22 protein-coding genes and 1 pseudogene are annotated in these 21,956 nt (G+C 41.8%); 16 read left to right on the plus strand and 7 right to left on the minus strand.

Annotated elements, in window-relative coordinates; genetic code table 11:
• Nucleotides 1-151: 151 nt before the first annotated feature.
• Nucleotides 152-436 (minus strand): DUF2470 domain-containing protein, encoded by a 285-nt coding sequence (locus V7K49_RS18160; RefSeq protein ID WP_334874745.1) that lies wholly within the window; start codon nucleotides 434-436, stop codon nucleotides 152-154.
• A 258-nt stretch (nucleotides 437-694) separates the two neighbouring features.
• Between V7K49_RS18160 and V7K49_RS18165 the strand changes: the two genes are divergently transcribed.
• Nucleotides 695-1,450, plus strand: a complete 756-nt coding sequence (locus V7K49_RS18165; protein WP_335206720.1) for a metallophosphoesterase family protein — start codon at nucleotides 695-697, stop codon at nucleotides 1,448-1,450.
• A gap of 78 nt (nucleotides 1,451-1,528) precedes the next feature.
• On the opposite strand, the gene V7K49_RS18170 is transcribed toward V7K49_RS18165, so the two are convergent.
• Nucleotides 1,529-2,392 carry a M48 family metallopeptidase gene (locus V7K49_RS18170; protein ID WP_335206721.1) on the minus strand — a complete coding sequence of 288 codons (864 nt, stop codon included), beginning with the start codon at nucleotides 2,390-2,392 and terminating at the stop codon, nucleotides 1,529-1,531.
• 392 nt (nucleotides 2,393-2,784) lie between these two features.
• Between V7K49_RS18170 and V7K49_RS18175 the strand changes: the two genes are divergently transcribed.
• Nucleotides 2,785-3,318, plus strand: a complete 534-nt coding sequence (locus V7K49_RS18175) for a DUF4330 domain-containing protein (RefSeq protein WP_334874751.1) — start codon at nucleotides 2,785-2,787, stop codon at nucleotides 3,316-3,318.
• 96 nt (nucleotides 3,319-3,414) lie between these two features.
• Here V7K49_RS18175 and V7K49_RS18180 read toward each other — a convergent pair whose 3' ends face one another.
• Nucleotides 3,415-4,407: a metal ABC transporter solute-binding protein, Zn/Mn family gene (locus V7K49_RS18180; protein WP_335206723.1), complete on the minus strand. Its 993-nt coding sequence runs from the start codon at nucleotides 4,405-4,407 to the stop codon at nucleotides 3,415-3,417.
• A gap of 543 nt (nucleotides 4,408-4,950) precedes the next feature.
• On the opposite strand from V7K49_RS18180, the gene V7K49_RS18185 reads away from it, so the two are divergent.
• The 6 genes from V7K49_RS18185 (at nucleotide 4,951) to V7K49_RS18210 (ending at nucleotide 9,848) form a co-directional block, all read left to right on the plus strand.
• On the plus strand, nucleotides 4,951-5,286 hold the full coding sequence (locus V7K49_RS18185) for a hypothetical protein (protein WP_335206724.1): 336 nt from the start codon (nucleotides 4,951-4,953) through the stop codon (nucleotides 5,284-5,286).
• A 245-nt stretch (nucleotides 5,287-5,531) separates the two neighbouring features.
• Nucleotides 5,532-5,882, plus strand: coding sequence for a YtxH domain-containing protein (locus V7K49_RS18190; protein WP_334874757.1), 351 nt, complete (start codon nucleotides 5,532-5,534; stop codon nucleotides 5,880-5,882).
• Nucleotides 5,883-5,893: 11 nt separating this feature from the next.
• A complete protein-coding gene (locus V7K49_RS18195; protein WP_335206725.1) occupies nucleotides 5,894-6,433 on the plus strand; it encodes a DUF948 domain-containing protein in 540 nt (179 codons plus the stop codon).
• A gap of 359 nt (nucleotides 6,434-6,792) precedes the next feature.
• Nucleotides 6,793-7,602: a TPM domain-containing protein gene (locus V7K49_RS18200; protein WP_334874761.1), complete on the plus strand. Its 810-nt coding sequence runs from the start codon at nucleotides 6,793-6,795 to the stop codon at nucleotides 7,600-7,602.
• Between the two features lie 103 nt (nucleotides 7,603-7,705).
• Complete coding sequence (locus tag V7K49_RS18205; protein ID WP_273762167.1) at nucleotides 7,706-8,335, plus strand: precorrin-8X methylmutase; 630 nt, start codon at nucleotides 7,706-7,708, stop codon at nucleotides 8,333-8,335.
• A gap of 100 nt (nucleotides 8,336-8,435) precedes the next feature.
• Nucleotides 8,436-9,848: a right-handed parallel beta-helix repeat-containing protein gene (locus tag V7K49_RS18210; protein ID WP_335206726.1), complete on the plus strand. Its 1,413-nt coding sequence runs from the start codon at nucleotides 8,436-8,438 to the stop codon at nucleotides 9,846-9,848.
• Nucleotides 9,849-10,056: 208 nt separating this feature from the next.
• On the opposite strand, the gene V7K49_RS18215 is transcribed toward V7K49_RS18210, so the two are convergent.
• From V7K49_RS18215 to V7K49_RS18225, 3 genes and pseudogenes are all read right to left on the minus strand, one after another.
• The gene (locus tag V7K49_RS18215) at nucleotides 10,057-10,743 is read right to left on the minus strand and encodes a phosphate ABC transporter permease (RefSeq protein WP_335206728.1); all 687 of its coding nucleotides are present in this window, start codon (nucleotides 10,741-10,743) and stop codon (nucleotides 10,057-10,059) included.
• A gap of 39 nt (nucleotides 10,744-10,782) precedes the next feature.
• Nucleotides 10,783-11,619 (minus strand): 4-hydroxy-tetrahydrodipicolinate reductase, encoded by an 837-nt coding sequence (dapB, locus tag V7K49_RS18220; protein WP_335068636.1) that lies wholly within the window; start codon nucleotides 11,617-11,619, stop codon nucleotides 10,783-10,785.
• A gap of 752 nt (nucleotides 11,620-12,371) precedes the next feature.
• A pseudogene (locus V7K49_RS18225) lies at nucleotides 12,372-12,521 on the minus strand (transposase); the annotation flags it as partial.
• Nucleotides 12,522-12,834: 313 nt separating this feature from the next.
• Here V7K49_RS18225 and psbP point away from each other — a divergent pair.
• From psbP to V7K49_RS18260, 7 genes are all read left to right on the plus strand, one after another.
• On the plus strand, nucleotides 12,835-13,380 hold the full coding sequence (gene psbP / locus V7K49_RS18230) for a photosystem II reaction center PsbP (protein ID WP_335206730.1): 546 nt from the start codon (nucleotides 12,835-12,837) through the stop codon (nucleotides 13,378-13,380).
• 150 nt (nucleotides 13,381-13,530) lie between these two features.
• Complete coding sequence (locus tag V7K49_RS18235; protein ID WP_335206731.1) at nucleotides 13,531-14,124, plus strand: Maf family protein; 594 nt, start codon at nucleotides 13,531-13,533, stop codon at nucleotides 14,122-14,124.
• Complete coding sequence (locus V7K49_RS18240; protein WP_335206734.1) at nucleotides 14,102-14,344, plus strand: hypothetical protein; 243 nt, start codon at nucleotides 14,102-14,104, stop codon at nucleotides 14,342-14,344. The genes V7K49_RS18235 and V7K49_RS18240 overlap by 23 nt, the downstream gene beginning before the upstream one ends.
• A 3-nt stretch (nucleotides 14,345-14,347) precedes the next feature.
• A complete protein-coding gene (locus V7K49_RS18245) occupies nucleotides 14,348-15,085 on the plus strand; it encodes a phycocyanobilin:ferredoxin oxidoreductase (RefSeq protein WP_335206736.1) in 738 nt (245 codons plus the stop codon).
• Between the two features lie 926 nt (nucleotides 15,086-16,011).
• Nucleotides 16,012-17,451: an HlyD family efflux transporter periplasmic adaptor subunit gene (locus V7K49_RS18250; protein ID WP_335206737.1), complete on the plus strand. Its 1,440-nt coding sequence runs from the start codon at nucleotides 16,012-16,014 to the stop codon at nucleotides 17,449-17,451.
• Between the two features lie 644 nt (nucleotides 17,452-18,095).
• On the plus strand, nucleotides 18,096-19,250 hold the full coding sequence (devC, locus tag V7K49_RS18255) for an ABC transporter permease DevC (protein ID WP_334874780.1): 1,155 nt from the start codon (nucleotides 18,096-18,098) through the stop codon (nucleotides 19,248-19,250).
• A gap of 126 nt (nucleotides 19,251-19,376) precedes the next feature.
• A complete protein-coding gene (locus V7K49_RS18260; protein WP_335206739.1) occupies nucleotides 19,377-20,087 on the plus strand; it encodes a DevA family ABC transporter ATP-binding protein in 711 nt (236 codons plus the stop codon).
• 140 nt (nucleotides 20,088-20,227) lie between these two features.
• Here V7K49_RS18260 and V7K49_RS18265 read toward each other — a convergent pair whose 3' ends face one another.
• Complete coding sequence (locus V7K49_RS18265) at nucleotides 20,228-21,049, minus strand: hypothetical protein (protein WP_334874784.1); 822 nt, start codon at nucleotides 21,047-21,049, stop codon at nucleotides 20,228-20,230.
• A 105-nt stretch (nucleotides 21,050-21,154) separates the two neighbouring features.
• Here V7K49_RS18265 and V7K49_RS18270 point away from each other — a divergent pair, with 105 nt between their 5' ends.
• Nucleotides 21,155-21,952 carry an HAD family hydrolase gene (locus V7K49_RS18270; protein WP_335206740.1) on the plus strand — a complete coding sequence of 266 codons (798 nt, stop codon included), beginning with the start codon at nucleotides 21,155-21,157 and terminating at the stop codon, nucleotides 21,950-21,952.
• The last annotated feature ends 4 nt before the right edge of the window (nucleotides 21,953-21,956 follow it).

A 21,956-nucleotide genomic window follows, 5' to 3' on the forward strand; every position in this document is an offset into this window, starting at 1 on the left:
ACCAATCAGCATTGCTGTGCCCCTACACCGTGGTCTATTTACCTGAAAATAACTGTAAGTACGATTGCTTTAAAAAATCAAGATTGTGAGACCAGATTACAACCTTAACTAATGGAAGCGATCGCTATATTTTACTTACCTATCCCAATTTCTACTTTGCCTTCACCCGCGCCTGCTTCACCATCGCAATTAGAGTTTGATGGGCATCTTCCGCATCTGCTAAAACATGATCAAACTGAATGCGGACTGGCACAGCTTCCCCATTCACTTGCGCTGTTAAATTCATACCTTGTGCATCAATTGACAGCATTTGTGCTGCGATCGCATCTGTTATACCGCCAAAAGCCTTAGCATAAATAACTATGGCATCAGCATGATCATCATTCATATGCTTGCAGATGCGCGAACTAATATCAGCAGAGAAATCCTTAGACATTGTTGAGATAAAAAGTTAGCAATACAGCAACAGCTTACATTTTAAGATTTTAAGCTAACGCGGGTGAAATTTGCTGATTTTCTTTCTTAGCAGTAAAAAGTATGCATCTTACCCTATCTTCATCATCAATATATTTTATTTTTAGGACAATAATTAAATTAAAATAAAACTTATTCAGTATTTTTACCTTCTATTACGGAAACCAAACAGCTTAAACTGTAGCAGAAGTATTAGCCAAACTATTGAAGCTAAGAGACAATGAGCGAAATTAGCCCCAGACGAATTGTAATTGGGGATGTGCATGGTCACTATGAAGGTTTGATGACATTGTTGGAGGCGATCGCCCCCGCCTCAGATGATCAAGTCTATTTTTTGGGAGACTTAATTGATCGCGGTCCTCATAGCGCACAAGTAGTGAATTTTGTCAAACGACATAACTACCCATGTTTGTTGGGAAATCATGAGCAGATGTTATTAAACATTCTGACCAATGAAAGAACCTCCTCCCCGACGATGCAAGCATGGTTGTATAGTGGGGGGCAAGCTACCGTAGCCAGTTACCACGAGGCTATAATTCCTGATGACCATCTAGATTGGTTGAAGACTTTGCCTACATATCTCGACTTGGGGGATATTTGGTTAACTCATGCTGGTGTTGACCCTTCCAAGTTGGTGACAGAACAAACTGCCGATCAACTGTGCTGGATACGAGAGGAATTTCATAGTATTGAAAAACCCTACTTTCCCGATAAGCTAATTATCATCGGTCACACCATTACCTTTACTCTGCCGGGTGTTTCTCCTGGTAAACTGGCACAAGGACAGGGATGGCTAGACATAGATACTGGCGCTTATCATCCCCGGAGTGGCTGGTTGACTGGACTGGATGTCACGAATAACTTAGTTTATCAAGTTAACATTTTTAAAGACTATCTTCGCGCCCTGCCCTTAAAAGATGTAGTGATCAGAGTTGATCCAGCCAAAATCAAAGTCGATCGCCGCTACAAGTATTGAGCATCATTCGAGATGGGAAGATAAGCGAGATAGGCTAGATCAAGGAGATAGGGCAGAAATGACCCTTGATTCTTGACTTTAAGACCGCACTAATGGTCGAATATTAGCTTTATAACTAGCATTATTCAAGCCATAATTTCCATTACTGGGTTGAGAGTTAATTGCACTTCTGAGGGCATCAATGCGATCGCTAGTTCCGGGGTGCGTACTCAAAAATGTTGGAGCAGAACCACCTTTTTTCAGCAGCTTTTGCATAAAGGAAACCATTGCAGACTGGTCGTAACCAGTTCGTGTCAAAGTTCGTAGTCCTCTTTGATCGGCCTCAAATTCATTTTTACGACTGCGTGGCAAGTCTCGCGCTAACTGGACACCAATTTGCACCGCCGTATTCCGGTCTAAGCCAGCAGCTGTTAATAGGCCACCTTCGAGCGCTTTTTGCTGCATCTGTTTGACTACGTGTTTCCCACCAATGTGACCAATTTCATGGGCGAGTACACTTGCCAATTGCGCTTCATTGTCTGCGGTTTTCAGCAAACCCGTGTGGACATAGACATAGCCGCCCAAGGTAGCAAAAGCATTAATACTGTCATCCTGAACTACTTGGAAGGTATAGGGGAGATCGGGGCGATCGCTATTAACTGCTAAACGCCGACCAACTTGTTCGACGTAACGATTAACTTCGGGATTGCGGTAAAGCCGGACTTGACTACCGACTAATTCCTGATTAATCTGCTTACCAAGATCAACCTCTTGGTTAGGAGATATATTAGAAAGCTGAAATGCCTGAACTCCTTGGAGTAGAAGAGGCAAGAAGTCTAAAGTTCTTCCAGGCAAGGGTGTACTTAGGCACAGACTCAGAGCAACTACCACTGAAATTAAAGGATAAAACCAGCGACGCCGCCATACACGGGAATTTGCAACAAAACTTTTCCAGTTGAACATAATACACTCTGAAGATTATTTTGGGAGAACATAAAATGATGGGACAAATTATCAGACGGATTTAGAGTATTCTAAGTTGCATTCTTAACTCAAGACCAAAGGAGTTGTTATACAGCTAATGTATAGGCAAAGCCACCGAATTGCGGGGGTTAGCGATTCCCTCTACAGATAGGCTTAAACACGAGATATTAATTTCTGCGTGCGTCAGTCCTAACAGGCAAAAGTTTGAGAGTCATCTGCCGCCACTCCAAACTTACGAACTCGTGATAAACTGTCGCATAACCGCAACCCCTAGATACTTTGAGTTATTATCAAATGGGGAAAATTGCCGTTACTACCGAAAACCTTCTTGCTACAATCAATTACTTCGCTATTACCTCGGAAAAATTTTTATGGCTATTTTAGATTCAAAAGGTCGTTTGTTTGGCAAAATCAACCTCCTAGATTTAGGTGCTGCGCTGGTAACTCTGCTAGTTATATTTGTCATCTCATCTAGCATCTTGTCTGGCTTGGGTGTTGCCCAAGTTGGTGAGAAAATAGTACCCATAGAAGTAGATTTAGTAGTCCGTGGTTTGAATGTCCGTGACCCTGAGCAATTATTCAATAACGGATTAAAAAAAGGCGGAAAAACTAATGTGATTATTCGCAATCAACCCCACGGAGAGATTGAGATTAAATCCATTCAACAGCTACCTAGAACAATCAATATTCCCCAACCTGATGGTACTGTTAAAGAATTGCCAGATCCAAAAACCAATAATTTTAGTACAGATTTGATTTTGACTTTAGATGGCAAAGCCCAACTCACTGAAAATGGGCCAGTTCTGGGTAACAGTAAAGTTAAAATTGGTATGCCATTTGAGTTAGAAGGCTTTAACTACAACTTCAATGCAACTGTTATTGATCTCAGATTAAAAGATAAATAGCAATCCCATTTTCATCTTAAAAAAAGAAGCTGATAAACCGAATTTTCTGTAATCTAAAAAAATTCGGTTTATCAGATTACTCAATTGAGGTTAGAACTACTGAGCAGCTTTTGGTTGAAACATTAAATACGTCCCTTCTAATCCCTCTACAATTGTGCGTGTATTGGCAATCATCATTTTCTGATAAGTGTCTGCCTCACTTCCTGGTTCACCAAGTCCCTGAGCATACAACTTCCTGTCAGAAATTTTCACTTCAGCAACTCTTGCTACAGATTGAAGTAAATTAGGGTTAATTGCCGTCTCAGCAAAAATTGTTGACACTTTAGCCCGTTTAATATTTGTAACCAAATTTTTCACTCTTGCAGCTGTTAGGTTTTTGTCAGTACTAATACCTTGTAATCCCCCTACTAATGAAATACCGTATGCTTTGGTGTAATAATTCAGTGCATCAGAGGTTGTAACTAACTTACGTTCTTTAGTAGGAATACTCGCAATTCTTGACTTAATCCACCTATCTAGTTGAGTGAGTTCATTTGTGATTTTTCTGGTATTGCTGGTATAAGTCGCGGCATCACTAGATTCTAATTTTCCCAGGTTGCTATTAATTACTTCTACCATCCTGATCGCATTCTTAGTATTGTGCCAAAGATAAGGATCGTTTACTTTCTTATCGCCTCGCTGAAATTTTTGTGGCTTAGGCACCGCAAGTTGACCGACGGCTATTTTCGGTGCAGAATTTTTAGTCGCTTTAATTAATTTGATCAGATTTGGTTCTAAATTATAGCCACTATAGAGAATAAGATTAGCTTGCTCAATGGCTTTACGATCCTCCGGTTTTGGTTTATAAAATTGGGCGTTGGCAGTAGGAGAAATCAAGCAGGTAAGGTTAACACTATTTCCGGCAACCTGTCTGGTTAAATCGCATAGTACACTTGTAGTTGCTACGACTTGGGGAAGATTCTCATTTACCTGCGTGGTAGTTTGAGTAAATGTAGTTCTTGCAGTTTGATTTACGCACCCAACAAATCCAATCGTCAAAGCAACAAGAATAGCTCGTAAGGAATTATTTGATGGTGGTTTTTTTGACATCCTAAACTCCTACTGGATGTATAAAAAAAGATAATCATTATTATTAAACAAGTCAGAATTTTGAATTCTGAATTCAGCTTAGGTAATTAGCGAACAGTCAGAGCTAGGGCTTTTAGCGATCGCTGTGCTAACACCAAAGGCGAACTGAACCTTTGAAGAGAATGGGGAAAAAAGACCCAGCAATTTTTGGTAAGTGAACTACAAATGAGGTTTTTGCAGGCAAAAACTTCGCTTCACGCGACAGGCTGCAAAACTGCTAGGGATAAAAGCACAATCAGCAAAGCGATGCTAGGGTGTCTTTGGTAAGAAGTGTAGTGCAGTTCTCTCACCATCTGCTGAAGCGGCTATACCATTGTGCTTATGTGCCGCCAAAGTCGCAAATTGACTAGAATTATCCGCTTAAGGAGAGAAACATAGTGATGATGGGGCCTATTGATCATACAAGTTGATTTCGCAAACCAAGTCGTGAATCTAAGGCAATTGTAACTGCGGTTTTGTGAGGTGTGGGCATATGCTTGTTACAAATATTGGTGAAGATAAACAATGGTAATTTTAGTTATCCTCGTTAACACCCTGATTTCACTGATACTACTCTATGTGGCTTGGCGGGTGTGGCAACTCAAGCAGCAGTTAGCATACATAGCAGATAGGTTAACCGTCTATGAAAGTTGTACCCATGCAGCACTGAATAAAGCACCCGAAAATATTTATCTTAGCCAGGAGAATATTTACAACTTACGCCAGAAAAATCAAGCACTACAAATGCAAATTCAACAAGTGCGGCAAATTATCAGTCTACTTTTGCTAGGACGGCAAATATGGGAGCGTTATTTTCGGAGGCTAGAGTTAACACCTGGGAAAAAAACAGTCGCAAAATGAGTCATGTCAAGTTCGGATGAACATTTATAATTAGGGCTGACACGGGGATGCGGTGGCACAAGGAGGTGAGGATACGGTGAGACGGTGACACTAGGAGTTTTGAATTATAAGTAATTAACAGTTTCAATATTAAAGCAACATTTTTGGCTGATATTTTGTCACGATAGATTAACTGGATAAAATCCTTTAAGTCTTGCAAGGGGAGAAAACCCACCTAAAATGGGTGTAAGGAGAGCAATAACAAGATGTCTAATAACCGTTCTGGAGTATTTATTGGCGGTTTGATGCTGGGAGCTACCATCGGTGCTTTGACCGGTTTGCTCGTAGCTCCACGCACAGGGCGCGAAACGCGTAAAATTTTGAAGAAATCTGCCAATGCTATCCCAGAATTGGCAGAAGATTTATCAACGAGTGTGCAAATCCAGGCAGATCGTCTCTCTGCCAGCGCACTGCGAAACTGGGATGAGACTTTAGATAGATTACGGGAAGCGATCGCAGCAGGTATAGATGCCAGTCAGCAAGAAAGCCAAGTCTTAAAGCGGCAAACATCTGTTGAAGACTCAGATTCTCTTGCCCAGCAATTAGAACGCTCATAAATAACATAACCGTGATTGACCCCCTGTTTTGGTTGGGACTTTCCTTACTCTTAGTCGCCACAAGTTTGACTGCGGTTTTAGTGGTGGCAATACCGGCTTTCCAGGAGTTAGCACGCGCTGCTCGCAGTGCAGAAAAGCTATTTGATACACTTTCACGGGATTTACCACCCACTCTAGAAGCTATCCGCGTCACTGGTTTGGAGATCACTGACTTAACTGATGATGTCGGTGAAGGTGTAAAAAGTGCCAGTCAAGTCATGAAACAAGTTGATCAAAGCCTTGATAGTGCAAGAATTCAGGCTCAAAATCTGCAAGTAGGTACACGCAGTATCTTTGTTGGCGCGAAAGCTGCTTGGAGAAACTTCACACGCCAAAAACCCGCGAGGCGAATAAGCGATCGCATCCCAAGCAATGAACAACCACCACTCACGTTGCGAGAACGAGAAGTGCTCAGGCAAGAAAATCGCCGGCTAAAAACAGAAGTATACCGCGCTAATGACGGTTACAACGACCCTGCTAACTGGGAAACCAATTTCGATGACGAAGATTGACTAAAAAAAGGCTGTGCATCTTCATACAGAATTGGTATTAGTCAATTTTGAGTTGTTAAAAACTTTGACGATAATGATAATCAAAAAGAGTGATCGTCGCTTGCCTCCTACCTTTCTCCCCTGCCACGACTATGATTTTTATTAAAAATATTTTGAGTATTTTAACTGATTGACAAAAGGCACTTTATTTAAAATTCTTCCGAATGCCACTCCCCAATCCCTAATACCCAAAAACGCTTTGCTTTGATCCCTTAGATTAGAGTAAAGTAAACAAGTGTAAAGAAGTATCACTTTTCCAGTACTCTTTTAAAACAACTTGTTCACTTCTACCGTTGATATTTATTTGTATAAAAACGTCCATGCAATCTTGTTTTTGGCGACGAATTCTGGTATCTATTGCAGTATTTTTCCTGGCTGGGACAATTTGGGTCATGCACTCTCCCCCAGCACTGGCTTATGACAATCCTGACTTACTCCCTAACACCTTTACCCCAGTTGTAGACTTAGCAAAATCTCTTCCTGTGCTGCAAGAAGAAAAGCTTGTCAAAGATTTAGAGCAGTTTGAAACCGATACGGGTTGGAAATTGCGAGTATTGACCCAGTATGACCGCACCCCAGGTCGGGCAGTCATAAAATATTGGGGTTTGGATGACAAAAGCATTCTACTAGTTGCCGATTCTCGTGGCGGTAACATCCTCAGTTTTAGCGTCGGCGATGCTGTTTATGAACTTTTACCCCGGACTTTCTGGATAGAACTACAAACCCGCTTTGGTAATTTGTACTTTGTCCGCGAACAAGGCGAAGACCAAGCCATTCTGCAAGCCTTAGAATCGGTTAAAGGCTGTTTACTCAAAGGTGGTTGCAATGTTGTCCCCGGACTTCCACGAGAGCAATGGATTCTCACCTTGATTAGCTCAATCATTGGTGGGGTGATTTGTGGATTTGCAGCTCAACCCCGCGAGAAAGGACAAGTTTTCGCTTGGCAATGGGCTTTAATTTTCTCACCTTTGTGGGGAATCTTGTTTATTGCCTTTGGTATTGGACCAGTGGTGACACGCACAAGCGACTGGTTACCTCTAGTTCGCAATATCTCTGGGTTTCTTATTGGCGTCTTGGTTGCCTACTTATCTCCTATTTTCAGTCGGTCTTCTTCTAATAATGAGTTATGAATGCTGAGTTAGAGTTATAAGTTTTTAATTAACTTATAACTCCTAACTCCTAACTCTCTGAAGCTGATAAGCTGAAAGCTAATATTTGAGAAGCTCAAGAAAAATGGAATGGCACGTAACTGATGCTCAAAGTTTAGCAATCATTGATAGTGAAATTGAAAATCATGTTTTTTCACCAGCAGAGTATGAGATTGTGCGTCGGGTAATATACTCTACAGCTGACTTTGAGTATAAGTCTTTGATTCGTTTCTCTGAGCGTGCCTTGCAAGCTGGAGCAGCAGCACTAGCCGCGCGTACCACGATTGTCGTAGATGTACCGATGGTACAAGTAGGTATTGCCTACGAGATTCAAAACACCTTTGCCAATCCGGTCTATTGCAGTATGGAAGCTCTGACACGCCCTCAAAAAGAAAAAACTCGGGCAGCATGGGGAATAGAAACCTTAGCAAAGCGTTATCCAGAGGGCATTTTTGTGGTGGGTCAAGCACAAACAGCACTAACAGCACTAGTGGATTTAATTGAAGCTGAGGAAATTAGACCTGCTTTGATAATTGCGACTCCAGTGGGATTTGTAAATGTTAATGAAGCAAAGGAGCGCTTACAAGACTCTCTAGTGCCTCACATTACAATTGATAGTCGTAAAGGTAATGCAGTTGTAGCAGCTGCGATCGTTGATGGATTGGTAGACTTGGCTTGGCAAGCCTATGGACAAGATGGAAATCGGGGGAGTTAGGAAAGTCGGCCGTATCGTTCCCTTTATGCCAAATAGGATTTAAAACTACTAAATAACCTGATATTTTTGTTAAGTAGTGCCGATAAAGGAGCCTTTTCCTGTGGTATTTCAACGTTTTGGTTTAATCGCATTTCTTGCAATTCCCGTGGTATTAAGTCTTTTGGGTGGGAAAGAAAGGATAAAAGTATCTTTAGTTGAAAACGCCCGTCAGGTATCCACTAACAAGGAAATCATCCTACCCAACCACAAACTAATCAGCATTAAGGCGACTCCGAAAACATATTATGTTAGTGGTAGGGGAGACGACACAAATAGTGGACTCTCTACTTCATCCGCCTTTAGGACAATTCAAAAGGCAGCAGATATAACTAACCCTGGCGATACAGTATTGATTATGAACGGAGTATATACAAACTTAGCCAAAGCTCCGAGTGTAGTAAGTATTAAACGTTCTGGAACCGCAAAAGCATGGATTAAGTATAAAGCCTATCCTGGGCATTACCCAAAAATTAAACACAATACATGGAACGGTATCCTGATTTCAAGTGGAGCTTCATATATCGAGATCAACAGGCTGGAAGTTATAGGAAACAATGCCAATATAACCCTTGCTTATGCATTAAGTCAAAAGACTAACAGATCAAATCCACTTACAAGCGGAAACTGCATAAACATGGACGGACGAGCCAATGGTCATGTTCGTCATATCCGTATTCTAAACAACAAAGTGCATGACTGTGGAGGAGCAGGTATCGGAGCATTGCAGGCTGATTATGTGAAGGTGGATAATAACACTGTGTTCAATAATGCCTGGTATGGTGTTTATGGTTGCAGTGGCATTTCGATGGCAAGCAATTGGAATTCTGACACCAACCGACGATACAAGATGTTCGTGACCAACAACAAGGTATATAACAATCGCATGTACATCCCTTGGATTGCGGTGGGAAAGATCACAGATGGTAATGGCATTATTATCGATACTTCCAGAAATGATCAGAACCCAAATTTGGATGCATATGTAGGACGGACTTTAATTCAAAACAATTTGACATTTAATAATGGTGGTTCAGGTATTCATACATTTTTAAGTGATCATGTTGATATCGTCAATAACACAGCTGTTTTAAATAATCAGAGTCCAGAAATTAAAGATGGGCAAATATTTGGCAATGTGTCATCTGATGTCAGAATTTTAAGGAACATTCTCTATGCTTTTCCTGGCAAGAATATCACCGGCCACAATAAAAATAAAAACGTTATTTATGATTATAATATCTACATCAATAGTTCTAAGGTGAGTGTTAAAGGATCTCACGATATTGTTGCAGACTCCGAGTTTTTAAGGAAGCATCCTACTCTAGAAAAAATATCTAGCAATTGGAAATCGCGGCTAGCTAAACAAAATCCGCCGAGGCGGACTTATGTAGAGCCTAAGTCGGGAGGTTTTGTTTGTGGGTCAATGACCTATCGTTTGAAAGGGAAACTCATCAAAGTGGGATGCTCCCGTTAGCAAGAAGGCAAAAGGCACAGGGCAGGAAATGATTTATGCTGAATCCAAATGCCCGAACCTCATGGGCGACCATTGGCGAATCTTGCGGTTGAGAGCAAACTACCAAAATCTCTGTAATAGGTGGGTCATAATTAATGTCGGTCTGTCCTTTGCATGTGTCTGAAACAGAAGCCTATACTGATTACATCCTCCTGCCTGCTTCACTTCTTTAATCCTCTACTCTCCGACGCCGCCGACGCGGCTTTTGTTGTTGGTCTTCACTCAAGCGGCGACCGATTTCGTTGAAGAAATCCCGCCGCAAATAAGGATAATCGCTAACCCACAGGTCACGACTGGGAAAGTATATATCGCTGAATTCTTCAATACTGCTCAAATCAGAGCGATTTGACATCACTACCATTTCTGCAATTTGACCACGAGTAATAACTTTGTGAGCAGGACGTAATGGTGCTACAAACTCAATGCTAAATCCTGTGTCATCACCCACCTCTAAGTTAATCTGTTTTTCTCGGTTTTCTACAATCACTAATTCGCCTTTGCTGTTGACTGTTTCGGTTTTACCCATCAACTGGTCTGTAATCCACCAATCTAGCACTCGACCACGGAAAAAGCCGCCATACTTATAACGGCGGCATTGCAAATTCCGCATACTTGCTTGAAACACTGGATACCACAGCCAAAAAAAAGCGCTAAGTATCCCCAGCACAAATACTATTGAAGCAAACTCAAGTTTAAAAACGACTGTCACAAGCAAAATAACAACTACGGCAACTACAGAAATTAACAGCCTTTGCAAAAAATTTGAGAACTTCCCCCAGTAGTACTTGTACTGCAAACCAGTGGCAATTAGAGGGACAACTTGTTCAAATTTCTGGCGAGTCAGTGGTACTAACATGAGTGCTGAGTGATGAATGCCCAATAGTGAGTTTAAAGTTTAAAGTATCTTTTCTAATCCATATACTAACGACTTTAGCGCTAAGACTTTGCGAATCGCTAGTAGCACTCCTGGCATATAGCAAGCGCGATCGCTCGTATCATGTCGTAAAGTATAAATCTGTCCTGCTGCGCCAAAAATAACTTCCTGATGGGCAATCAATCCTGGCAAGCGGACGCTATGAATTCTAATCCCTTCATCTGCTATACTGCCTCTAGCTCCTGGTAATTTCTCCGTTTCTTCTACAAGAGCAGGGTTAAAAGTTTTACCCAATTCTCCTAATAACTGCGCTGTTTGAATGGCAGTACCACTTGGAGCATCAGCTTTTTGGTTGTGATGCAGTTCGATAATTTCCACATGGTCAAAATATTTTGAGGCTGCAACTGCGGCTTGTTGCAACAGCACCATGCCAATGGAGAAGTTAGGAATAATTAGACAACCAGTGCTAGCTTTGTCGGCAAAGTCTGCCAAGTCTTGGATTTGTTCTGGACTTAACCCAGTGGTGCCGACTACAGGACGAATACCGTAAGCGATCGCACTACGAATATTGTCATAAACTGAATCGGGATGGGTAAAGTCTACAATCACCCCTGGAGGAGAGTGTCTGTCGCCAGCCACATACCCCAACATCGGTTCTAATTGATTGGTAATTGGCACTTCCAGAGGTTCGCTTAAACCCGCCAACTCTCCAGCGTCTTTATCTTGATGTTCCAAACTGTGGTCAATTGCACCCACTAGGTTTAAGTCAGGCGCTTGCGCCACCGCCTTAATCACCTCACGGCCCATTTTACCAGCAGCACCGTTGACAATAACCGGGATAGGAGCTTGATTCGTCATAGGTCGAGAAATACTTTTTGAGTCAACAAGGGAATTGTAAAGACTTTGGTGATCTAGTAGCTAGCTTTTCAAATCTCTGGCTTAATTCCGACTACCTTGATTTATGCAGCTAATCGCTCAGTTTTTCTACTCCCGAAAGCGGATGGGTTCTCATTTTCATCCCACTATCTTAGCCAGTAAGCCGTTTTATATTCCCTACTTCATTTACCACACCTCCAAAAATAATCTTATACTTACCTAATAAGTAGCTCTTATAAAAGCTATTAGTCTTTTTTTGTCAAGTCCAATTGACTATTTGTAATCTTTTTGCTAAATTTATTTACATAACTTAGCAAAGCCCAAACTTAACTACTTAACTGGTGTTAGCTAAGAAAATAAGATTTCTGTATCCCAATATCTCATCGACATTTAGACTTCTCCCATCTACCTCGGCTATCAAGTCGGGGTTTTTTATATTCTCGATTAACTTTTCTTTAGTAGTTATTATTGATTTAGTCATCTTTGAGATGACTTTCGCTATTAGCCGTAGGTTTCTAACCTATGGCGGGTGATGGTTCAGGCGCGAGATTGGACATTATGATAATTGCGGAATATTGGCTTGACTACAAGTCCGCTTCAGAATGAATTCTGAGGCTCATAGCTCAAGTCAGCTTAAGCTGACTAAGTACAGTTTTGCGTAAAAGCGTAGCGTTTTTAATGCAGGGGAACGCATTAACATTCCAAGGGAATGCATTGGCATTGCATAGTTTTCTTATTCCGCCCACAGGATGGATAATGCTACCAAGTGTATTGGCTTTGCCAATGATGTAACTATAAAGTTGGGTTTCGCCTTCAGGTGTAATAAGTGGCTGTCGCTCTTTTGTCACCCAAATAAGATGATAATAAAGTCGCCACAGAGCCATGTACCTGCTGTTTTTGATGAAATTTATTGCGTCTAGTATTCCCGCAATGGTTAAAAATTTTCCAGTCAGCTTGAGCTATTAGCCTTGGAATTCATTCCGAGGCGGGTAAGCGATGTCTCCGACGAGCTACGCTGACGCATTTCCCACCGCTTCATCAGTAAGGCGAGACACCAGGGAGTATTTGCCGACATTTGGGCATTGATCGATCCCTCCCCATCTAATGCGTCATCCGAAGCGTCCCGGTTGATGGGAGAATAAAAACGAGAAATGATGCTTGCTTGGTGTTGTCTCCAGCCCAAAGGAATCTGTAGAAATGTGGAAACGAATTGTATTAATTTTGCTATTGGTGTTGTGCTTCAGCCTGAGTAATTCTGGTGGAGCGGCTGCGGCTGGACTCAAAAGCTTTGTAGACACTAGTGATGGCTATCAGTTTTTATATCCTAACGGCTGGCTGCAAGTTAAAGTTGCCAACGGGCCAGATGTGGTTTTCCACGATTTGATTGAGGTATCTGAAAATGTTTCGGTTGTGATTAGCCCAGTTCCAGAAGGCAAAACTTTGTCAGAATTGGGAACCCCAACAGAAGTAGGATATAAGTTAGGAAAAGCTGCTCTTGCGCCTCCTGACTCTGGTCGTTCGGCTGAATTAGTTAATGCCGCACAGCGAGAAGTAGACGGTAAAATATACTACCTATTAGAGTATGAGGTTAAACTTCCCAATCAACAGGAACGACACAACATTGCCAGCGTCGCTGTTAGCCGTGGTAAGCTTTTTACCTTTAATGCCTCAATTCCTGAAAAACGCTGGCAGAGAGTTAAAGGAATGATTGATCAGGTTGTCAATTCTTTTTCTGTCTATTAATTGTGGAGTGGAGAATAGGGAATAGGGGATAGAGAAGAAACTTAATCACCAATCCCCAATGACGCCACTTGCTCCACTTGGGGAAACCCCAAGTGGAGCAAGTGGCTCCCCCATCCCCCATGCCCAATTAACAATTTTGTCAGAAATATCATGAAAATTCCACCTTTTGTACTTGCCTCAGCTTCCCCAGCCCGACGCCGCTTGCTGCAAAGTGTTGGTATTGAACCGATAGTTCGACCAAGTGACTTTGATGAGTCGCAAATCCAATTAAGTGAACCAGAAGAATTAGTCAAAACTCTTGCCCAATATAAGGCGGAAACTGTAGCCCCGCAGTTTGAATCGGCTTTGATTATGGGTTGTGATTCAGTTTTGTCTATCAATGGTGAAATTCACGGTAAACCAGCAGACTTCTCTGAAGCGATCGCTCGTTGGCAGATAATGCAGGGTAACTTTGGCGACTTGTACACAGGTCATGCCTTAATTGACCTTGACCAAAACCGCACTATAGTCAAGTCTCAAGTTACAAGAGTTCACTTTGCTCAAATGAGCGATCGCGCAATTAAAGCTTATGTTGCCACAGGTGAACCCCTCAAGTGTGCTGGAGCCTTTGCCATTGAGGGTTTTGGTAGTTTCTTTGTAGAAAAAATTGCAGGCTGTCACAGCAATGTAATTGGACTCAGTTTACCCTTGCTGCGGCACATGTTAGGGGAATTGGGATACGATGTCACTGATTTGTGGCAATAGTCCTTTGGCTTTTGTCATTTGCCCAATGACGCCACTTGCTTCTCCTGTTCGGAGACGCTTCTCTACCAGAGACTCCGCCAACGCGAACAACCGGGGGAACCCCGGAAACGCAGTGGCTGCCCAATGCCCGATGCCCATCAAGTGTTTGCTTATATTGCAGTCCACGACAGGTGTGGCACAACAGGTTGTAGACTGGCTACTAGATCGCATTCCCAACTAGAATATGTCATTTACTTCTATGCCCTCGCTGCGTGAGCAACAACATCCCCTAATTCGTCAGCTAGCTGATTGTATTGAGGCAGCTTGGCATCAGCACCTGGATCTATCGCCCTACCATTTGCCTGATGAGTTGGGGTATGTGGAAGGTAGACTAGAAGGCGAAAAACTGACAATTGAAAATCGCTGCTATCAAACGCCCCAGTTTCGGAAAATGCACTTGGAACTGGCGAAAATCGGAAATATGCTGGATATTTTGCACTGCGTCATGTTTCCCCGTCCAGAATACAACCTGCCGATGTTTGGTTGCGATTTAGTTGGGGGTAGAGGTCAAATTAGTGCAGCGATCGCAGACCTTTCTCCTATCCAAGTAGAGCGCACCTTACCAGAATCTTATACTACAGCACTGACACAGTTAACAGTGCTTAACTTTTCCCAACCCCGTGAATTACCTGAATGGGGAAATATTTTTTCGGATTTTTGCATCTTTGTGCGCCCTAGTTCCCCAGAAGAAGAAACAATGTTTCTCTCACGCGTGCGAGAATTTTTAGATATTCATTGTACCCAAGCGATCGCCTCACATCCTGTTTCAGTTGAACAAGTCACACAAAATATCGCCGGACAACACAACTACTGTACCAAACAGCAGCAAAACGATAAAACCCGCCGCGTACTAGAAAAAGCCTTTGGCCCAGCTTGGGCAGAACATTACATGACCACAGTTTTATTCGACCTGCCAAATTAATCATCCCCCTCATCGTTGTGATCTCCTTCCAGACTCACAGTTCCCCATCTGTAAGCTCTGTTACGTTTTCGGGTAACGGATAAATGTAGAATTCATTCAACGAGAGTTTAATGGAGTCCCAAAACAGCAGCAGGGAAAATAGTCAGGTCTTTGAAGCGAATATTACAAAATGGTTTGTTGTCTTGGTAGGTGCAAGCAACTAGAGACAGCTAACTCATTGACCAGAAAGTTAAGGAAACTCTGATGTTAAGAATGCTCAAGTTGACCCTTTCGACTTCGCTCAGGGTCAACAGATATTTTTTAGTCAGTTAATCGTTGATTCACTTAAGGAAGACTAACTTTTGTAGCAAGATTGTATCCCGCAAAGGCAACAGTCTATTTTTGATGTTTCTTTTCAATTTTGTGACTAACTGTAGCCGTAGTGAATGTAGCAGTACAGTACCGCATCATACCAATTTGGGATTTTGTGTAGAGACGCGATATATAACGTCTCTACATCTAGATTCATACTGCTTGTGAATTCTGCTAACTCCCATTGCACTCATGTCTCAATAATACTCAGAGTTATTAAATAGCCAGCTACTATAGCGCTTCTAGGTTTCAATACAGACCTAACCTCAGCCCCAACCCTTGTAGCGTTGGGAATAAGTAAGCCTCAAAGCCTCTCACTTTTTAGGAGAGAGGAATGGTAGTGAGGTCAGTGTATTGCATACAAACGAGCGTAGACGCAAAGTGGCTTGTCGTAAGACATCGCTATAGAAAACACCATTTTGCAAAACCATAGTGTTGAGCGTTCATCACACAATGGATTTTAAGCCATACCTAGCTTTAAACCACTGTTGTTTGTCCTAAACGGCTGGCTGTTAATTAAAAACCCTTTTATTTTTACTTCCATCAGCACAATTCAGGTAAACGGGCAACATACTATGTCAAGGGTGACTGAAAAGCCAAAGCCAAGTGAGCAGACACTTAATCATGAACAACCTAAGATTTGGTGGGGTATTGCTGTAGCTGTGCCAGTAGTAATAGCTGCTGGGATACTAGGTACAGCTAAAATCGAGCAGCTGAAAAAACTAACTACATCTGCACCCGTAATGCCATCTACCAATAGCATTAGTGCTCTAGGGCGTTTGGAACCGCGAGGCGAAGTTGTTAAATTGTCCGCTCCATCCTCAGGATTAGCGCCATCGTCACGAATTCAGCAACTTCTGGTGAGAGAGGGTGAACAGGTAAAGCGAGGCCAAATTGTGGCAATTTTGGATAACCGCGATACCCAAATAGCCGGACTAGAAGAGGCAAAAGCCAAGGTGCAAGAATCCCGTGCGAATTTAGCGCAAATCAGAGCCGGATCTCCAAGAGATATTCAAGCCCAAAGAGCAGTTATTGCTCGCCTACAAGCGCAGTTTGTTGGGGAAAGGGATGCTCAACAAGCGACGATCGCGCGGATTGCTGCTCAGTTAAGTGGGGGTAAACTCGTCCAACAAGCAACCGTGAATCGCCTAGAAGCTGAACTTAGTGGGCAAAGAGATGTCCTAAGAGCCACAGTTGGACGTGTTCGAGCCGAACAGCGCAATGCCCAAGTCGATGCCGGACGCTATGATTTTTTATACAGAGAAGGTGCAATTTCTCAGCAAGAGCGGGACAGGAGACGCTTGAGTGCAGTAACTTCTAATCAGCAAGTTGCTGAAAGCCAAGCTACGCTAAAGCAGACATTGGCAACCCTACGACAGCAAGTTGCTGAAGCTAGAGCTAACCAAATACAAAACTTAGCAACTTTGCAACAGCAGCTAATTGAAGCCAAAGTTAACCGTGACAAAACTTTAGCAACTTTGCAAAGACAAATCGATGAAGAAAAGGCCAAACTGAGCAAAATTTTAGATGTTAGTCCTACTGGTGTGCAAGTAGCGCAAGCCCAAGTTAGTAATGCGATCGCAAATATTAGAAAAGCCGAAGCAGAATTGAGGTTGAGCTACGTTCAAGCACCAATAGCTGGAGAGATTTTAAAGGTTTACACCAAGTCAGGCGAAGCCATCGGTGCAAATGGTATTGCTGAAATTGGACAAACCAGCCAAATGTTTGTGATTGCTGAAGTCGCCGAAGACAGTATTGGAAAAGTGCGTATTGGTCAAAACGCCACTATCAGCAGCGATAATGGAGCATTTAGCGACGAATTAAAGGGAACTGTTACTGAAATTGGTAGAAAAATTGGTAAAAAAGATGTGCTGAATACAGATCCAGCAGCAGATGTGGATGCCAGAGTAGTAGAAGTGAAAATTGCTCTACCTCCAGAAGATAGCCAGAAAGTTTCGGGTTTAACTTACGCTAAAGTTCTTGTCGAAATTAATAGCGAATCAAGTTATAGGTGAACAGTAATACAAATTTATGATTTGATATTTTGGATTAAGAATGTTTTTAATTAGGCTGTTTCATCAATAAATAATGTCTGATAAATTACAACAGGTTGCAATTAAGTGAGGTACAGAACCTAGTACCGCAAGGCGGAAGTCAAAAGTCACTTGTACTGAGTTTAGCCTGAGTTTAGCCTGAGCGTAGCCGAAGGGCGGCGTCGTTGGCGCAGCCTCTCTAAGAGTTGGGCGTAGCCGAAGTAAAAGTCAAAAGAATTGTATTCCGGGCTTTTGCACCATTTGAAATGGTATGTTTATTTACGCCGTGCTGTACTAGATTTAAAAGCCAATACAGTTCAGTTAAGCATTTTTCCTTCTCTCTGTGCCTCTGCGGTAGCCTGCGGCAATCCCTCCGGGTGACGCTCGTTCCGACGCTGTGCTATCGCCCTTGGCATCTCTCAATGTGAGAAGACGGCGCTGCTTCACCACTTTACATCTACGTTCAAAAAATAAAGATTTTTAGCCTTAACCCAAGCGTATTGAGATATAAAGACTGTTTTACTCCTGACTCTGCCAATTTTAGATTTTAGATTTCTCCCTCAATCAAAAATTGAATTATTTCTAAATTCTACTGTAATTGATAACTGTGCTTGGATACCTATAACATGAATCAAAAAATACCTCTGTCGTGGTTACAACTGACAAGGGAAAAAACTCGCCTAGCTGTGGCTTTGGCAGGAATTGCCTTTGCTGATATTTTGATGTTTATGCAACTCGGTTTCCGGGATGCTTTGTATTATAGTAACGTTCGATTTCATAGCAGCTTACAGGGCGATATTGTTTTAATCAATAGTCAATCTAGTGCTGTTCTGGCAATGAGGAGCTTTTCTCAACGACGGTTATATAAAGCTTTAGATTTACCCGCAGTCCAATCAGTACATCCTATATATTTGGACTATACAGTCTGGAAAAATCCTGTAACAGGCCGTCCTCGTAGTATCCTTATCTTTGGAATGAACCCAGAGAATAACCTAGTTAGCTTACCTGGAGTTCAGGAGAATTTAGATAAACTTAAACTGCCTGATGTAGTTTTATTTGACCGTTCTTCTAGAGTGGAGTATGGCCCAATCGCGACTAATTATGAGCAAGGAAAGACTGTAATAGCAGAAGTACGAAGGCGGCGAATTAAAGTAGGAGGACTATTTACATTAGGTGCATCATTTGGTGCAGATGGAAATTTAATTACAAGTGATATTAACTTTCTGCGAATATTTAACAATCGTCAACCAGGATTAATTGATATTGGGTTAATTAGATTAAAACCGGGAGCAGATGTTAAAGTTGTCGTCCAAGAATTGCAAAATTATTTACCTAATGAGGTAAATGTTTTAACTAAGCAAGAATTTATTGATTTTGAGCGGAATTATTGGGCAAATAGTACAGCTATTGGCTTTATTTTCACATTAGGGACTATCATGGGTTTCATTGTAGGGACTGTGATTGTTTATCAAATCCTTTATACAGAAGTTGCAGACCACTTAGCTGAGTACGCTACTCTCAAGGCAATAGGTTATACACAAAACTATTTATTGACAGTCATTCTTCAAGAGGCTTTGTTATTAGCAGTTTTAGGATATTTCCCTGGAATTATTTTTGCTTTATTTATGTATAAAACCGCCAGAGAGGCTACACTTTTACCAGTCTTTATGAGTTTTGATCGGGCGGTAATGGTGTTGATTCTGACAATGCTTATGTGTATTATCTCCGGTGCGATCGCAGTCCGAAAATTACGTTCTGCCGATCCAGCAGATATCTTTTAATTAATTAAATATTCACTAAGATATGTTATTAGTAATTATAGGTTATAATTAAAAGTTAATGAATCTTAATTTCTGGTAACCCCTACAGTTTTGTTTCAAAACTACTAACTTATAGTTAACAAATTTATGAACCAAAAAGAACCTGTTATTGCCATTAAAAACCTCAATCACTACTATGGCAAGGGCGCACTGAAAAAACAGATATTATTTGACATTAACCTAGAAATTTATTCTGGTGAGATTGTAATTATGACCGGGCCATCTGGTTCAGGTAAAACAACATTACTGAGCTTAATTGGTGGTTTGCGATCTGTACAAGAGGGAAGTTTGAAATTTTTAGGTGAAGAACTCGTTGGCGTCAGTCAAAATAAACTGGTGCAGATGCGACGCAGCATTGGTTATATTTTCCAAGCTCACAATTTGCTAGGGTTCTTGACTGCGAAGCAAAATGTGCAAATGGCGGTAGAATTGAATAATAATATTTCTAAAACAGAAGCAGTGGCTAAATCAAAAGCCATGCTGGGGTCTGTTGGTCTAGAAGAACGAGTTGATTACTACCCAGACAACCTTTCTGGTGGACAAAAACAAAGAATTGCGATCGCCCGCGCCTTGGTGAATCGTCCTCCACTGGTGCTAGCAGACGAACCAACAGCTGCATTAGACAAACAATCAGGACGCGATGTCGTGGAAATAATGCAGAGTCTTGCCAAAAATCAGGGAACTACTATCTTATTAGTGACACACGACAACCGCATTTTAGACATAGCCGATCGGATCGTAGAAATGGAAGATGGTCTTTTAACCCGTAATTCCCCCAATGCAGCTATTGGGTCATGATTTGGAAGTAATAAATCACAACTGATAACTAAGTTGTGACGCAAATAAATATTGCCTATTTACTCGTAAGGGTCATTTTTTGTCATTGGTCATTTGTATCTACAAAGGAAAAAGGACAAATGACTAATGACAGCCATAATTTATTGTCTAACCGAGCCTGATTTTTTCATTCCAAGTGGCTTTGGCGGAGTTGGGGCATTTGGTTGGCGACTAGTGCGAAAAGTCACATTCACGCCTTCATTCGATTGCTCTAGCACCAAGAGAGGCGTAGGTTTAGCCTTTTGATCCCAATGCATGGTAGCAATCCGACCTTGAATTGTTGGTTGCCAGCTATCTTCGTCTTCTATGGGGCTTAGGTAAGTTTCTATACAGTCAATAATCTGACTAATAGTCGCAGAACTTGCTTGCGTCGGTAACTTCATTAACCGGATTTGAATGCGAAACAGAACTCGCTTGGCAGAGTTTCCTGGACTACCAGTCTCATACTCTACATCAAAAATTTCATCTACTTGCCGTCCAGCGCTATTAGCAATTCCGACTGATCCAAGTTGTGCTTGATTTGGACGCAGGGCTTGAGAAACTTTATCTTTAATCTGAATCTTCACTTGATTAAGGATTGCAAAATGAAACACCTCCTCTGACATCCGCATTCGCAGATAATCCAGGTTAAAGTCCCGTGAGTTGACCAAATCGGGATTAGTTTCCATTTTGCGAATTGTTTCTAGTGCCAGCTTAAATTTTTTCTCTAATTCTCGTGCGCGGAATTGTTCAAACCTAAGTTTTTTCTCCAGCTTATTCATCTGGAGCTTACTATACACAATTAAAGCAATCACCGCTAAAGCCAGTCCTCCAGAAGTTACCAACAATAATGGTGGTATTTGAGGATTACTTGCTGGCACTTCCTGGGATGCTTTTTTAGGCTTTGACCCTGAGGATTGGGCAAGAAACATCGAAGTGGGCATGGTTGGGAAACTGAAAAACTTGACTCCTGATGTTTAGGATGCCCAAATCTTCAATGCCATCTTGCTGTATCATTAATATTTTTTACAACCTTTTACAAACTGCATATGTCCAGACATTTGAGCCTCCCTACCCTATCTGAGGTTTCATCTACAAGCTTTAGCAATATTCGTCTGATAGCCACAGATATGGATGGCACCCTGACTAGACGAGGAAAATTTACTCCCGCACTGCTGCAAGCTTTAGAGGATTTAGCGGCAGCTGACATTAAGGTGCTGATTGTCACAGGACGTTCTGCTGGGTGGGTGAGTGGATTGAGTAGTTTGATGCCAGTGGCAGGTGCTATGGCAGAAAATGGCGGTTTGTACTTTCCACCTGGAAACCAGAAACCAGTAGTCTTAATACCCATTCCCGATTTAGCTAAACATCGCCAGCACTTGGCTACGACTTTTGAGAATTTACAAACTAAATTTCCCCAAATCCAAGAATCTGCTGATAATCGCTTTCGCATCACGGACTGGACTTTTGATGTAGCTGCTTTGCGTCAAGACGAACTACAAACCCTAGACAATCTCTCTCAACAAATGGGCTGGGGATTTACCTATAGCAACGTGCAGTGTCATATTAAACCTCAAGGGCAAGATAAAGCTGTAGGATTATTGCAGGTATTGCGCGAATATTTACCTCAATACTCATCAGAACAAATTGTCACTGTTGGCGATAGCCCCAATGATGAAAGTTTATTTGATCGGCGTTATTTTCCTGTTTCTGTAGGCGTGGCAAACGTGCTGGAATATCTGAATCAGTTGAAATATCACCCTGCTTATATTACTAACGCTGCCGAAGGGGAAGGATTTTGTGAGTTATCTAGTTATATTTTGAAAAGCTTGCACATCCTAAGTTAGGCAG

It is taken from the genome of Nostoc sp. (assembly GCF_036919675.1).
Lineage (GTDB): Bacteria > Cyanobacteriota > Cyanobacteriia > Cyanobacteriales > Nostocaceae > Nostoc.